The organism is Arhodomonas sp. KWT (assembly GCF_010993615.1).
The window spans coordinates 1-14,799 of record NZ_WNXE01000026.1 but is presented as its reverse complement, the minus strand read 5'-3'; the positions used below and the strand labels follow the sequence as shown (position 1 = coordinate 14,799).

The window sequence follows — 14,799 nt, the reverse complement described above, 5'->3', positions numbered from 1 at the left end:
GAAGCCCACCTCCACGCCCACGGAGCCGCCGGGCAGCAGGCTCAGGTGGCCGACCATCAGCGACAGCGCCTGGGTGATGAACAGCCACGCCCAGGGCAGCGGGTTGTCCAGCAGCATGAAGATCGTCGGCACCAGCGCGTAGCGCAGCAGCCAGTGCAGCGTGCAGAAGCCGTACAGCGCCGCCAGCCGCATCCGGCCCAGCCCCAGCATCAGCCGCACCGCCGCGCGGAAGCGCAGCAGCGCCCGCCCCAGCCGCCAGCGATAGCGGTGCAGCATGGGCACGCGGCGGAAGATCCGCCCCAGCGCCAGCGCCAGCACCCGGTAGTGCCGGGGCAGCCACAGCAGCAGCGCGAAGCCGACAGGGGCGACGATGCCAGCGGTAATCACCCAGCCCATGGCCACGTCGCCGATTACGAACAACGCCGCCAGCGGCAGGAAGGTGGCGAAGAACGCGAGATCCGCGATCTGGTCGAGCACCACCAGCGCACTGGCCTCGGGCACCCCCAGGCCGCGGCGGGTGAACAGATAGACGTTGGTGGCCGGTCCACCGGTGTAGGCCGGCGTGGCGGTGCCGGCGAACTCGATGCTCAGGACCTTGCTGAACGCCTCCGCGACGGGCAGGTGCAGGCCGAAGGCGCCGGCGAGGATACGCAGCCGGAAAGCGTTGCACAGCCAGCCCAGCGCGACCATGGTGAGCAGCGGCACCAGCCCCCACAGCGGGAACCGCGCCAGGGCATGGAGCAGTTGGCTGCCGCCGCCGAGCCACAGGGGGATCGCCGCGGAGACGAGCACACTCACCATCAGCGCGATGACCCAGTGCCGTCTCACGCCGCCTCCCGGATGTCGCTCGCGGGCCGGCGGCCCGGGATCGCTGTCAGTTGCATGGCCTGCCGTTTTTCACGGGGAATATGGGGAAATCGTGAAGGCGACAGCCTACCCCAGCGGCGCGCCCGCGGACAGGCCCCGTACCGTGTCGGGGAGGCCTGTCCGCGAGCCTGCACACTAAAGAGAGCGGCGGTTGCCCTCCTCGAACAACGCCTGCTTGAGGCGGTAGAGCGTGGAGATATCCTCCTCGCCGTGGCCCTGCTCCATGAGCCGCTCGTAGTGCTTGAGCGTCATCTCCACCACCGGCAGGGACACGCCCATGCGCTCGAGCATCTCCCGGCAGATGCCCAGGTCCTTGTGGTGCAGCGCCGCCTTGAAGCCGGGCTCGAAGGTGCCGCGCACCATGGTCGGGCCGCGGTGGCTGAGGAACCAGTTGCCGGCGGCACCGCCGCCGACCACCTCGATGACACGGTCCATGTCCAGGCCGCTGGCCTGGCCGAAGGCGAGGGCCTCGGTCACCGCCTGGTTGATGCCGGCAACCATGATCTGGTTCACCGCCTTGGTGGCCTGGCCGCTGCCGGACTCGCCCATGTGCGTGACCGACTTGCCGATGGCCTCCAGTGCCGGCATCGCCTGCACCAGGGCCTCGGCGTCGCCGCCGGCCATGACCACGAGCTGACCGTTCTCCGCACCCTCGCGCCCGCCGGACACCGGCGCGTCCAGGAAACGCCCGCCGGCGTCGGCGATCCGCTCCGCGGCGGTCTTCACCGTGGCGACGCTGATGGTGGAGGTGTCCACCACCACCCCGCCGGGCTGCAGCCCCTCGCGCAGTGCATCCACCATCTCCAGCACGTCCGCGTCGGCAGACACGCAGGTCAGCACCACCTCGCATTCCGCGGCTACCGCCGCCGGGTCCGGTGCCGCCATCACGCCGAGCTCCTGCGCCAGGGCGTCCGCCTTGGCGGCGGTGCGGTTCCACACGGCACCCAGCAGGTCGTGACGGGCCAGGTTCCGGGCCATGCCGACGCCCATGGCGCCGAGGCCGATCATGCCCACCTTCATGGCAGTCCTCCTCTATCGCGTAGGTAGGTCGAGCCCTGAAGGCCCGCCCCGAGCTCCCGGAGACACGCGGCGCGGGTGGCCTCGTCCAGGCCCGAACCGTCGACCCGGCGGCGGTAGGCCTGCAGCATCGCCTCCGCCTCGAAGTGGACGTGGCGCAGCACGGCGGCCACGCTCTCGCCCCCCGCGGGCTCGGACAGCCGCCACCCGCCGTTCTCGAGGACGACGTTCACCGCGTCCGTGTCGCCGAAAAGATTGTGCATGTCGCCGAGGATCTCCTGATAGGCCCCGACGAGGAAGACCCCGAGCACCAGCGGCGTGCCCGGCCGCCAGGGCGGCACGCGCAGGGTGCTCTCCACGCCGTCGCGATCGACGTAGAGGTGCACCGCCCCGTCGGAATCGCAGGTGAGATCCTGGAGCACGGCGCGGGCCGAGAGCGGCTCGTCCAGCCGGTGCACGGGCAGGATCGGGAAGATCTGGTCGATGGCCCAGATGTCCGGCATCGACTGGAACAGCGACAGATTGGCGAAGAGCTTGCCGGCCTGGCGCTCGCGCAGGGTGTCGAGCACCTCTCGGTGAGCGCGCACTGACGGGTCCAGCCGCGCCAGCACGCTGCGGCAGGTCGCCTGGTAGTAGCGCTCCGCCTGGGCCCGCCCGGCCAGCCCGAGCAGGCCGTGGTTGTACATGCCCTGGGCCTCCTCCAGGGCATTGCAGGCATCGTGATAGACCTCCAGCGGCGAGCGCGAGGCGCCTTGCCGGTAGCCCTGCCAGAGGTCACGGATCACCGCGGGGGCATCCGCCTCCGGGGCATCCGGTCCGGCGTCGCCGTCGAAGCCGTCCACGTCGATCACGTCCGTGACCAGCACCGCGTGATGCGCGGTCATGGCACGGCCGGATTCCGTGACCACGTCCGGGTGCGGCAGCGCCTGCTCGTCACAGACCTCGCGCAGGGTGCGCACGATGTTGGCCGCGTACTCCTCCAGCGAGTAGTTCATCGAGCAGAAGCTGCGCGATCGCGTACCCTCGTAGTCCACGCCCAGGCCGCCGCCGACGTCCACGCAGTGAACCGGCGCGCCCAGGCCCCGCAGCGCGGCATAGTGACGCGCCGCCTCGCGCATGCCGCGCTGGATATCGCCGATGTTCGGGATCTGCGAGCCCAGGTGAAAATGCACCAGACCGAGGGCATCGAGATGGCCGGCTTCGGCGAGGCGGTCCACCACCGCCAGCGCCTGGGCGGCAGTGAGCCCGAACTTGGAGCGTTCCCCGCCGGTGTTCTGCCACATGCCCTCGCCGATGGAGGCGAGGCGGATGCGCACGCCCAGCGCCGGGGCGACGCCGAGGCGGTCGGCCTCCTCCAGCAGCAGCGTCAGCTCCGAGAGCTTCTCCACCACCACATGGACGTCCAGGCCGAGCTGCCGGGCGCGCAGCGCCAGACGCACGTACTCGCGGTCCTTGTAGCCGTTGCAGATCACCCGCGCCCCTGCCGGGGCGACGGCGAGCACCGCCATGAGCTCGGGCTTGCTGCCCGCCTCCAGGCCTACGCGCTCATGGGCGGCGACGATCTCCTCCACCACCCGGCGCTGCTGGTTCACCTTGATCGGATACACGGCGGTGTGGCGGCCGCCGTAGCCCTCCGCCGCCATCGCCGCGGCGAATGCGGTGCACAGGCGCTGAACGCGGTCGTGGAGAATGTCCACGAAGCGGACCAGCACGGGCAGGTCCAGGCCCTGGCGGCGGGCGGCCTCAACCACCTCGTAGAGGTCCACCGCCGGACCGGCGCCACGCCGGGGCCGGGCCACGACGCGGCCGCTGTCGGTGACGTCGAAGTAGCCCTCGCCCCAGTGGGCGACATTATAGGTCTCGCGGGCGGTCTCCGCCGGCGTGTGAGGCATCGCTGACTCCTGGATGTGGCCGCCCCGCGGGGCAGCGGCGTTCACGCGGCCCGCCAGTCCTCGCGGACCGCCGCCACGGCCCGCGCACGGGCGTCGGCCATGGCCTCGGCGATGGCCGGCCCCTTCAGGCCCTGCTCGACGAAGGGCCGGGCGGTGACCCCGCAGGCGGCCCCGAAGGCGTCCCGCAGATAGCGTCCCTGAGGATACTCGCTGTCGGCGAAACCGGTGCGCCCCCGTGCATCCGCGGTGCAGGCGTCGATGAAGCGTGTCAGGCGCTCCGGCTTGCGGAAGGCGTCCAGCTCCGAGAACAGCTTCACCACCCGCGCTGGCCGCAGCGTCAGGGCCTGGTGGGCGAGCAGGTGGTGACGGGTCACGCCCCGGGCGGTGTCCCGGCAGGCGTTGGGCACCCGCAGTCGCTCGCACACGGCATCGACCAATGGTACCCCGCGCGCCTCGTGGCCGCGGTGACGGGGCAGCTCGTCGCCCGGGGTCTCGCCCTTGCCCAGGTCGTGGACCAGCACGGCGAAACGGGTGGCGAGCTCGTCGCTGAGCCCCACGCAGGCGTCCAGCGACATCAGGACGTGCTCGCCGGTATCGATCTCCGGGTGGTAGTCCGCGCGCTGGGGCACACCGAAGAGGCGGTCGACCTCGGGCAGCAGCACGGCCAGGGCACCACACTCGCGCAGCACGCGCACGAAGGCGCTGGGCGCGTCGCTGACCAGCGCCCGGCTGAACTCCTGCCAGACCCGCTCGGGGACCAGCGCGTCCACCTCGCCGGCCTCGACCATCTCCCGGCACAGGGCCAGGGTCTCCTCCGCCACGCGAAAACCGAGCGGCGCGAAGCGCGCGGCGAAGCGCGCCAGGCGCAGGATCCGTACCGGGTCCTCGCGGAAGGCGGGGGAGACGTGACGCAGCAGCCGTGCGTCGAGGTCGGCGCGACCGCCGTAGGGATCGACGACGGTGCCGTCCCCGTCCTGCGCCATCGCGTTGACGGTGAGATCGCGCCGGGCGAGGTCCTGCTCCAGGGTCACGTCCGGCGCGGCGTGGAACTCGAAGCCGTGATAGCCCCGCGCGGTCTTGCGCTCGGTGCGCGCCAGCGCGTACTCCTCGCGGGTCCGCGGGTGCAGGAAGACCGGGAACTCCCGGCCCACCGGCTCATAGCCGGCCTCGCGCATCTCCTCGGGGGTGGCGCCGACCACCACCCAGTCGCGCTCGTGCACCGCCAGCCCGAGGAGCCGGTCGCGCACCGCACCGCCGACGAGATACGCGCGCACGGCGCCCCGCCTCAGACCCGGCGGGCGCTGCGGCGGAAGCGGTTGTAGTACTGTCGCTGGCGTCGCCGGCCGACGTACATCGGCACCACCGCCTCCACGGCGGTGGGATGGATCCCCAGCCGGGCCAGGCCGTCGTCGCTGCAGACGTTGTCCACCTGGCTGGAGAGGTAGTTGTCCATGGAGTAGGGCTTGCCGGGCACGCGCTCCATCACCCGCGCCTGCAGCCGCGAGAGCCGGTCGGAGAGACCGATGATGGGCTTGTTCGTGCCGATCAGCTCGGCGCAGTAGCTCACCAGCTCGCGCAGGGTATAGACCGACGGCCCGCACAGCTCGTAGCGCTCGCCGAAGGTGTCCGGATCGTTGAGGCAGTTCACGAACGCCTGGGCCACGTCACCCACGTACACCGGCTTGAACCGCGCCTCGGGGGTGGGCAGCGGCAGGAACGGCGCCATGCGCAGCATGGTGGCGAACTGATTGAGGAAGTTGTCCTCCGGCCCGAAAATCACCGACGGGCGGAAGACCGTGACCCCGAAGCCCGCACGATTGGCCTCCATGGCGATACGCTCGCCCTCGGCCTTGGTCTGCTGGTAACGGCTCGGCGCCTCGGGGGCGGCACCCAGGGCGCTCATGTGCAGCAGCCGCTTCACGCCGGCGGCACGGGCCCCCTCGACCAGGTTGCGCACCAGGCGTACATGGACCTCGTCGAAGCCGCGCCCCCGGCCCGGCTCGTCGTTGAGCACGCCGACCAGGTTGATCACGGCATCGAAACCGGAGATCTCCCGGCGCAGGGTGTCCGCATCGTGGATGTCCGCCTCCACCAGCTCCAGGTTGGGGATGGGCAGCAGGTGCCGGCTGCGCTCGCGATTGGTGGTGATCACCCGGATACGCACCGGGGTGTTCGCGAGGCGGTTGGCGATGTGCCGGCCGACGAAGCCGGAGCCGCCGAGGATGCAGACGGAGTCCACGCGCATGGGTTCAAGCCCCCTATCGATGATATAGCTGGCGCCTATTGTACTAATCTTTCCAGCGGTATTGTCATGCCCCGGCCGGTCCGCGCGTTGCCCCCCGGGCACGTGCGGGCCCCGAGGGAAACCGCTGGACAGGACCTTCCGCCGCGGAAAGCCACATGTCCGGGCCCACCCGCCGCCAGCCATGATCTGCGATACTGGGCCGGCGGCGCCGGCCCGGCGCCACCCGACGCGGCAAACCGGGAGGTCCCTTGGAAACCCTGATCGCCTACCTGCTGACCGGCGCTGCCGCCGGCTTCGCCTCCGGCCTGTTCGGCATCGGCGGCGGGCTGATCATCGTCCCCACCCTGCTCGGCGTGTTCGCGCTACAGGGCCTGAGCACGGACATCGCCACCCACCTCGCGGTCGGCAGCTCGCTGGCCACCATCATCGTCACCTCGCTGTCCTCGCTGCGCGCCCACGCGCGGCTCGGCAACATCCGCTGGGCCGTCTGGCGACCGCTGGCCGCGGGGCTCGCCGTCGGCGCGATCGGCGGCGCCCAGATCGCGGGCATGATGCCCGGGGAGATGCTGCGCAGCATATTCGGCATCTTCGCGGTGGTGATGGCGCTGCGCATGGCCCTCGGTGGCCAGCCGCCGGCCCACCGGCAGGTACCGGGGCACGCCGGGCTCGCCTCCACCGGCGTGGGTTTCGGGGTGATCTCGAGCATCGTGGGCATCGGCGGCGGCAGCCTCACGGTGCCCTTCCTCGCCTGGTGCGGCGTGCCCATGCGCTACGCCGTGGGTACCTCCGCGGCGGCGGGCCTGCCCATCGCCCTGGCGGGATCGCTGGGCTTCGTCATCTCCGGCGGTATCCACGCCACCAGCGAGCTGCCGAGCGGCGCGACCGGCTTCGTGTACTGGCCGGCGGTGGCCGGACTCGCCGCCGCCAGCGTGCTGCTCGCGCCGGTGGGGGCGCGGCTCGCCAGCCGCCTGCCCCAGCACATCCTCAAGCGCGCCTTCGCGCTGCTGCTGGTGGTGGTCGGCGTGCGCCTGCTCTGGGGCTGAGGGCCGGCCTCAGCCCAGGCCCAGCTTCTTCTCCAGGTAGTGGATATTGGTGCCGCCGGCACGGAAGGCGGAGTCGCTGAGCAGGTCCAGGTGGAGTTCCGCGTTGGTCTTCACGCCGTCCACGACCAGCTCCGTGAGCGCGGTGCGCATGCGCGCGATGGCGCTGTCGCGGTCGTCCGCCCAGGTGATGATCTTGCCGATCATGGAGTCGTAGTGGGGCGGCACCACGTAGCTGGAGTAGATGTGCGAGTCCACCCGCACGCCCGGCCCGCCCGGGGCGTGGAACTGGGTGATCTTGCCCGGTGACGGGATGAACGAGCGCGGATCCTCCGCGTTGATCCGGCACTCGATGGCGTGGCCGCGCCAGGTGATGTCCTCCTGGCGGTAGCGCAGCGGCTCGCCGGCAGCGACGCGCAGCTGCTCGGCGACCAGGTCCACGCCGGTGACCTGCTCGGTGATCGGGTGCTCCACCTGGATGCGGGTATTCATCTCGATGAAGTAGAAGCGCCCGTCCTGGTAGAGGAACTCGAAGGTGCCGGCACCACGGTAGCCGAGCTGCCGGCAGGCCTCGGCGCAGCGCTCGCCGATGTCGCGACGCTGCTCCGGCGTGAGCCCCGGCGCGGGGCTCTCCTCGATCACCTTCTGGTGGCGGCGCTGCATGGAGCAGTCGCGCTCGCCGAGGTGGATGGCGTTGCCGTGCTGGTCGGCGAGCACCTGGATCTCCACGTGGCGCGGGTCGTCCAGGTACTTCTCCATGTAGACGACGTCGCTGCCGAAGGAGTTCTGCGCCTCGGCCCGGGTCACGGAGATCGCGTGCAGGAGGTTCGCCTCGCTGCGCACCACGCGCATGCCGCGCCCGCCGCCACCGGCGGCCGCCTTGATGATCACCGGATAGCCGATGCGCGCGGCGGTGGCCAGGTTCTCCTCGCTGTCCTCGCCGAGGGGACCGCCCGAGCCCGGCACACAGGGGATCCCCGCCTCCTTCATGGCCTCGATCGCCGAGACCTTGTCGCCCATCATGCGGATGGTCTCCGCGCGCGGGCCGATGAACACGAACCCGGAGTTCTCCACACGCTCGGCGAAGTCGGCGTTCTCCGAGAGGAAGCCGTAGCCGGGATGGATGGCGACCGCGTCGGTGACCTCCGCCGCGGAGATGATCGCGGGGATGTTGAGATAGCTCTCCCCGGACGGGGGCGGGCCGATGCACACCGACTCGTCGGCAAGGCGCACGTGCTTGAGCTCGCGGTCGGCACTGGAGTGCACGGCCACGGTTCGCACGCCGAGCTCGCGGCAGGCGCGCAGGATACGCAGGGCGATCTCGCCGCGGTTCGCGATGACGACTTTATCCAGCATGTTGACTATCCGTTAGCGAGTGGGGGCGCACGCTCAGTCGATGACGAACAGCGCCTGGTCGAACTCCACGGGCTGGCCGTTCTCGACGAGGATACTGCGCACCGTGCCGGCCTTGTCGGCCTCGATCTGGTTGAGCATCTTCATGGCCTCGATGATGCACAGCGTATCGCCGACCTCGACCTGCTGCCCCTCCTCGACGAACGCCGTCGAGCCCGGCGACGGGGAACGGTAGAAGGTCCCCACCATGGGCGAGCGCACCGTGTGGCCGGTGGGCTCGGCGGGCGCCGCCTCGCCGGAAGGCCCGTCCGCCGCCGGCGCGGCGGGGGCGGCTGCGGGCGGGGCCGCCGCCTGGGGCGGCATCTGGTAGTGTACCGGCGCCGCCGGGGCGTCCGGAGCGCCGCGGCTGATGCGCACCGACTCCTCGCCCTCGCAGATCTCGATTTCGTTGATGCCCGATTCCTCGAGCAGCTCGATGAGGCGCTTGATCTTGCGAATATCCATGAGTTATCAGTCCTGTCCCGCACGCCGAAGCGCTGCGTCCAAGGCGTATTCATAGCCGTCCGCGCCGAGGCCGGCGATCACCCCCACGGCACGATCGGAGAGATAGGAATGCCGGCGGAAGGGCTCACGCGCATGCACGTTGGAGAGGTGGACCTCGATGAACGGGATCGCCACTCCGAGGAGTGCATCACGGATGGCCACGCTGGTGTGGGTGAACGCCGCCGGATTGATGATGATAAAATCCACGGCATCGTCCGCGGCGCGGTGGATGCGCTCGACGATCTCGTGCTCGGCGTTGCTCTGGAAGCACGCCAGCTCGCTGCCGGCCGCCCGCGCCCGCCCAACAAGGCCCTTCTCGATGGACTCGAGGCTCGCCTGCCCGTAGTGCGCCGGCTCCCGCCGGCCGAGCAGGTTGAGATTGGGACCGTTGATCAGCAGTAGCGTCGCCATTGCCCTTCCTCGAATGGCGACAGCCATACCCGATGGCTGTCGTCAGCCGCGTATTCTGAACGCCTGAAACGGGTTTGTCCAATTGCCCGGATTTCCCCGCCTTTTCGCCGCTTTTGGCAGCCATTTCGCGGCAGCGGAAAGGCGCGATCAACCCCCGCCGGAGAGCTCTTCCAGGATCGGCGCAAGCTCGCCGCGGTGAACCTGGCGGGCGAAGATGTGGCGTATGCGCCCCTCGCGGTCAATGACCACGGTGTAGGGCAGCGTACCCGCATCGTTGCCGTAACGGGCCTGCACATCCATGGCCATGCCGAGGCCGTGAAGGGTGGGGTATTTCAGCGGCTGCTCGTCCATGAACCGCCTCACCGCGTCCAGCCGGTCCACCGCCACGCCGAGGAAGCGCACGTCGCCGAAGCGCGACTGCAGCTCGTTGAACAGCGGGATCTCCTCGCGGCACGGTGGACACCAGCTCGCCCAGAAGTTGAGCACGATCACCTGCCCGTCCCACTCGGTGATGGCGTGACGCTCGCCGTCGAGCCCCGGCAGCGAGAACACCGGGCGCATCTCCGGCTGGCGCTGCTGGTACCAGACCAGCCCGCCGGCGCCGATGGCGACGCCGAGGAGGACGGCGAGCGCGATATAGATGGTCCGGCGCATGTGTCGCATCATCCCGCGGCCCCGTCGTCATCCCAGGCCCGGGCCAGCCGGCCCAGGAACTCGTCCGGGCCCACGAAGCCCACCACCCGGAGCTCGCGACGCTCCTCGCCGTCGGCCCCGAAGAGCATCACCGCCGGCGGCAGGTAGACGTCGTAGCGCTCCAGCAACCGCTTGTCCGTGGCGTCCATCTCGGTGACGTCCACCCGCAGCAGCCGGGCGTCGGCGAGGCGCTCGCGCACCCGCGCACTGGAGAACGTCTCCTCGTCGAGCTTGATGCAGTAAACGCACCAGTCGGCATAGAAGTCCACCAGGGCGGGCTCGCCCGCGGCACGGGCGTCGGCGAGCGCATCACGCAGACCGGCGAGATCGGCCACCTCGCGGAAGCCACCGGCGGACGAACGCGCCGCGCCCGCATCACCGCCCTCCTGCGCCGCCACCACGGCCGGCGTACCGGCGTCCGCCTCCAGCGACGCCAACGGCCGCCAGAGGTCGTCGCCCCCCGCGGACGCCCCGACCAGCGCGACCGTTCCCCACAGCGCGAGGACCAGGCCGCCGGCCTTGCGCAGGCGCCGGGACGCCGACGCACCGGGCCCGAGGCGGTCAAAGGCGCCGATGAACACGCCACAGCCGATCAGCAGCACGCCCCAGAGGCCGAGCGTCAGCGCACCGGGGACGAGCCGGTCCAGCAGGTAGATGGCCACGGCAAGGAGGAGCACGCCCCCGCCGGCACGCACGGCCTGCATCCACGGGCCCGCCTTCGGCAGCCAGCGTCCGGCGGCGGTCCCCACCACCAGCAGCGGCACGCCCATGCCGTTGGCGAGGACGAACAGCGCCAGCCCGCCGAGCCAGGCATTGCCGGTGGTGCCGATGTAGGCGAGCGCGGCGATCAGCGCCGGCCCCGAGCAGGCACCGACGATCAGCGCCGAGAGCACTCCCATCACCAGTACGCCGACGACCGTGCCGCCGCGCTGGCGGTGGGAGAGCGCGGTCAGCCGGGTCTGCCAGCCACTCGGGAGCTGGAAGTTGATGACGCCGAACATGGCCAGCGCCATCACCACCAGCAGCGCAATGAAGCCGCCGAGCACCCACGGCCCCTGCATCTGCGCCTGCACCGCCGCCCCGGACAGCCCGGCGAGCACGCCGGCGAGGGCGTAGGTCACGGCGGTGGCCTCGATGTAGACCAGTGACAGCCAGAACGCCCGCCAGCCGGTGCGGCGGCTGTCGCCGGCGATCAGCCCGGAAAGGATGGGCACCATCGGGTAGAGACAGGCGGTGAACGCGAGCAGCAGACCGGCGACGAAGAAGCCGCCGAGCACCGGGAGCACCCGGCCACTCGCGAGCGTATTGCCCAGCGTGCCACCGAACACCCCGGCAGCGGCAGCCGGGCCGCCGCCCCCCGCGCCCGCGGCGGGCACGGAAACGGTGGTGGTCGCCGGCGGATAGCACACACCGGTCTCGGAGCAGCCCTGGTAGTCCGCCTCCAGGGTCAGCGGCCCGGCGCGGTCGACGTAGATGGACATCGACACCGGCTCGCGGTAGATCCCCACCTCGCCGAAATAGGGGTCCTCCTCGATCTCCGCCGGCGGACGCTCCACGCGGACCACGGCATCGTCACCACCGGTGGTGCGGAACGCGATCTTGTCCCGGTAGAGATAGTAGCCGTCCTGGACGGACCAGGTCGCCACGATGCGGTCCTCGGAGACGCGCTCAACGGACAGCGGAAAGGCCTGCTCCACGGGCAGCAGGTCGCGCTGGCCGCCGACCGTGTCGGAAAGCACGCCCGCCTGCGCGGGGGCGACGAGCGTGAAGAGCAGCGCCAACAGCAGGGCGAGCCGGCAGCACAGGCGCGGCGCCGGGCCGCCCGGGGATATGTCGTCGCGGGTGTCTTGCATGGCCTCCGCCATCGCCGGATTCGGTGCTTGCGCGGACCTCAGTCCGCGGCGGCCCCGGCGGTCTGCTCCGTGACCCACTGCAGATAACCCGCCAGGCCCGCGGCTATGGGGACCGCGATGATCTCCGGAAGTTCATCCGGATGGTTCTCGCGGATCGCCGCCTCCAGGCGCGGAAAGGCCTCGCGGGTAGTCTTCGCCACCAGCAGCAGCTCCGGGTCGTGGTGCACCTCCCCGGCCCAGCGGTACACGGAGGTCAGTCCAGGGATGATGTTCACGCAGGCGGCGTGATGACCGCCGACCAGGGCGTCGGCGATGCGCTCGGCGGTCTCGCGGTCGGGACAGGTGGACAGCGCGACGAGATGCGGCTCGGACACGGGGACCTCCACTGGCCGGTTTTGCGGGAACGGATGCCGCCCGGCGGCGGCGCGGCGGTTGAATTGTACCATCGCCACCCCAACCCACAGCGGCACGCCGGGGCGCCGCCGCTGACACGGGCGCACGGCTATTGACTGACCCGATGAGCTGACTATCATTAGCACTCACCTGTGGCGAGTGCTAACAACGGACTTGCCGGGCATCAGACAAACACATCGTGGAACAAGCCTTTAAAGGAGACGAGCGATGAATCTGCGTCCTCTTCACGATCGCGTAGTGGTCAAGCGCCAGGAGGAAGAGCGCACCTCCCCCGGCGGCATCGTCATCCCCGACACCGCGGCCGAGAAGCCGATCCGTGGCGAGGTCGTCGCCGTGGGCACCGGCAAGCGCCTGGACAACGGCGAGGTTCGTCCGCTGGACATCAAGGTCGGCGACAAGGTCCTGTTCGGCAAGTTCTCCGGCACCGAGGTCAAGCTCGGTGACGAGGATGTCCTCGTCATGCGCGAGGACGACGTCATGGCCGTCATCGAGGACTGAACGGTCCCGGCAGCGAAACATCCCCGATCGGATAACCGGATAAGAGGTAGAGAGCACAATGGCAGCTAAAGACGTACGCTTCGCCGACGACGCCCGTCAGCGCATGGCCAAGGGGGTCAACACCCTCGCGAACGCGGTGAAGGTCACCCTCGGCCCGAAGGGCCGCAACGTGGTCCTCGAGAAGAGCTTCGGCGCGCCGACCGTCACCAAGGACGGCGTCTCCGTCGCCAAGGAGATCGAGCTCAAGGACAAGTTCGAGAACATGGGCGCGCAGATGGTCAAGGAGGTCGCCTCCCAGACCTCCGACAGCGCCGGTGACGGCACCACCACCGCGACCGTGCTCGCCAACGCCATCCTCCGCGAGGGCTTCAAGGGCGTGACCGCGGGCATGAACCCGATGGACCTCAAGCGCGGCATCGACAAGGCCACCGGTGCGGCCACCGAGGCCCTGCGCGATCTCTCCAAGCCCTGCGACACCGACAAGGCGATCGCCCAGGTCGGCACGATCTCCGCGAACTCCGATGACGAGATCGGCAAGATCATCGCCGACGCGATGAACAAGGTCGGCAAGGAAGGCGTCATCACCGTCGAAGAGGGCTCCGGGCTCGACAACGAGCTGGACGTGGTCGAGGGCATGCAGTTCGACCGCGGCTACCTCAGCCCCTACTTCATCAACAACCAGCAGAGCATGTCCGCGGAGCTCGAGGACCCCTACATCCTCCTCTGCGACAAGAAGATCTCCAACATCCGCGAGCTTCTGCCGCTGCTGGAGAACGTCGCCAAGTCCAACCGCCCGCTGCTGATCGTCGCCGAGGACATCGAGGGCGAGGCGCTGGCGACCCTGGTGGTCAACAGCATGCGCGGCATCGTCAAGGTCGCCGCCGTCAAGGCGCCCGGCTTCGGTGACCGCCGCAAGGCCATGCTCCAGGACATCGCCGTGCTCACCGGCGGCACCGTGATCTCCGAGGAGGTCGGCCTGACCCTCGAGAAGGCGACCCTCGAGGAGCTCGGCACCGCCAAGAAGGCGAACATCACCAAGGAAGAGACCACCATCGTCAGCGGCGGTGGCCGTGCCGACGACATCAAGGCCCGTGTGGACCAGATCCGCACCCAGATCGAGGACGCCTCCTCCGACTACGACCGCGAGAAGCTCCAGGAGCGCGTGGCCAAGCTCGCCGGCGGCGTTGCCGTGATCAAGGTGGGTGCCGCCACCGAGGTCGAGATGAAGGAGAAGAAGGCCCGCGTCGAGGACGCCCTGCACGCGACCCGTGCGGCCGTCGAGGAGGGCATCGTGCCCGGCGGCGGCGTCGCGCTGCTGCGCACCCTCAAGGCCCTGGAGAGCGTCAAGGGCGACAACCACGACCAGGACATGGGCGTCGCACTCGTGCGCCGTGCCATCGAGGAGCCGCTGCGCCAGATCGTGACCAACGCGGGTCAGGACGCGGCGGTCGTGGTCAACGCCATCCTCGCGGGCGAGGGCAACTACGGCTACAACGCCCAGACCGGGGAGTACGGTGACATGGTCGAGTTCGGCATCCTCGACCCGACCAAGGTCACCCGCACCGCGCTGCAGAACGCCGCCTCCGTGGCCGGCCTCATGATCACCACCGAGTGCATGGTGGCCGAGCACCCTGAGGAGAAGGACGACGGCGGTGCCGGCGACATGGGCGGCATGGGTGGCATGGGCGGTATGGGCATGATGTAAGCCCGCCGTCCGGCTCACACACCCGAGCCGTACGAAAGCCCCGCCCCGCGCGGGGCTTTTTTTTGGTTCATCGCCCCTGCACATGAGCACCGACCCGACAGGCCGGGCGACACCACCGCGGCTGTCTGTCGGTTGCCAGGCGCAGCCGGACCTACCCGGAATCGCGGCGGCTCGGCCTCTACCGTGGCTCAGCCGCTCCAGGCAGACCGGTAGGTCGTGCACGGCCGCGGGCCGTGTGCGACATCTTCAATGACCGCGCCGGAATGTC

General features: G+C 70.2%; 14 protein-coding genes. 3 read left to right on the top strand and 11 right to left on the bottom strand.

The genetic code is table 11. From position 1 onward, the window contains the following. The 5 genes from G7A99_RS06995 to G7A99_RS06975 all read right to left on the bottom strand — a co-directional run. The coding region (locus G7A99_RS06995; protein ID WP_163139301.1) for a lysylphosphatidylglycerol synthase transmembrane domain-containing protein at positions 1-828 on the bottom strand (828 nt) is incomplete at its 3' end. 174 nt (positions 829-1,002) lie between these two features. Next, positions 1,003-1,887: an NAD(P)-dependent oxidoreductase gene (locus tag G7A99_RS06990; RefSeq protein WP_018717590.1), complete on the bottom strand. Its 885-nt coding sequence runs from the start codon at positions 1,885-1,887 to the stop codon at positions 1,003-1,005. Then, complete coding sequence (gene speA, locus G7A99_RS06985; protein WP_018717589.1) at positions 1,884-3,776, bottom strand: biosynthetic arginine decarboxylase; 1,893 nt, start codon at positions 3,774-3,776, stop codon at positions 1,884-1,886. The genes G7A99_RS06990 and speA overlap by 4 nt, the downstream gene beginning before the upstream one ends. A 41-nt stretch (positions 3,777-3,817) precedes the next feature. After that, on the bottom strand, positions 3,818-5,050 hold the full coding sequence (locus tag G7A99_RS06980; protein ID WP_018717588.1) for a multifunctional CCA addition/repair protein: 1,233 nt from the start codon (positions 5,048-5,050) through the stop codon (positions 3,818-3,820). Positions 5,051-5,061: 11 nt separating this feature from the next. Next, positions 5,062-6,021 carry a complex I NDUFA9 subunit family protein gene (locus tag G7A99_RS06975; RefSeq protein WP_163139300.1) on the bottom strand — a complete coding sequence of 320 codons (960 nt, stop codon included), beginning with the start codon at positions 6,019-6,021 and terminating at the stop codon, positions 5,062-5,064. Positions 6,022-6,269: 248 nt separating this feature from the next. On the opposite strand from G7A99_RS06975, the gene G7A99_RS06970 reads away from it, so the two are divergent. After that, complete coding sequence (locus G7A99_RS06970) at positions 6,270-7,064, top strand: sulfite exporter TauE/SafE family protein (RefSeq protein ID WP_163139299.1); 795 nt, start codon at positions 6,270-6,272, stop codon at positions 7,062-7,064. Positions 7,065-7,073: 9 nt separating this feature from the next. On the opposite strand, the gene accC is transcribed toward G7A99_RS06970, so the two are convergent. The 6 genes from accC to cutA all read right to left on the bottom strand — a co-directional run bounded on the left by accC (position 7,074) and on the right by cutA (position 12,288). Continuing rightward, positions 7,074-8,417, bottom strand: a complete 1,344-nt coding sequence (accC, locus tag G7A99_RS06965; protein WP_018717585.1) for an acetyl-CoA carboxylase biotin carboxylase subunit — start codon at positions 8,415-8,417, stop codon at positions 7,074-7,076. A gap of 33 nt (positions 8,418-8,450) precedes the next feature. Then, on the bottom strand, positions 8,451-8,918 hold the full coding sequence (accB, locus tag G7A99_RS06960) for an acetyl-CoA carboxylase biotin carboxyl carrier protein (protein ID WP_018717584.1): 468 nt from the start codon (positions 8,916-8,918) through the stop codon (positions 8,451-8,453). Between the two features lie 6 nt (positions 8,919-8,924). Then, the gene (gene aroQ / locus G7A99_RS06955; RefSeq protein WP_018717583.1) at positions 8,925-9,368 is read right to left on the bottom strand and encodes a type II 3-dehydroquinate dehydratase; all 444 of its coding nucleotides are present in this window, start codon (positions 9,366-9,368) and stop codon (positions 8,925-8,927) included. Between the two features lie 147 nt (positions 9,369-9,515). Then, positions 9,516-10,022, bottom strand: coding sequence for a TlpA disulfide reductase family protein (locus G7A99_RS06950; RefSeq protein WP_018717582.1), 507 nt, complete (start codon positions 10,020-10,022; stop codon positions 9,516-9,518). Positions 10,023-10,030: 8 nt separating this feature from the next. Next, complete coding sequence (gene dsbD / locus G7A99_RS06945) at positions 10,031-11,914, bottom strand: protein-disulfide reductase DsbD (protein WP_163139298.1); 1,884 nt, start codon at positions 11,912-11,914, stop codon at positions 10,031-10,033. 38 nt (positions 11,915-11,952) lie between these two features. Beyond that, positions 11,953-12,288: a divalent-cation tolerance protein CutA gene (gene cutA / locus G7A99_RS06940; RefSeq protein ID WP_018717580.1), complete on the bottom strand. Its 336-nt coding sequence runs from the start codon at positions 12,286-12,288 to the stop codon at positions 11,953-11,955. 247 nt (positions 12,289-12,535) lie between these two features. On the opposite strand from cutA, the gene G7A99_RS06935 reads away from it, so the two are divergent. Both G7A99_RS06935 and groL read left to right on the top strand, forming a co-directional pair. Next, a complete protein-coding gene (locus tag G7A99_RS06935) occupies positions 12,536-12,826 on the top strand; it encodes a co-chaperone GroES (protein WP_018717579.1) in 291 nt (96 codons plus the stop codon). Positions 12,827-12,884: 58 nt separating this feature from the next. Continuing rightward, on the top strand, positions 12,885-14,531 hold the full coding sequence (groL, locus tag G7A99_RS06930) for a chaperonin GroEL (RefSeq protein ID WP_018717578.1): 1,647 nt from the start codon (positions 12,885-12,887) through the stop codon (positions 14,529-14,531). The last annotated feature ends 268 nt before the right edge of the window (positions 14,532-14,799 follow it).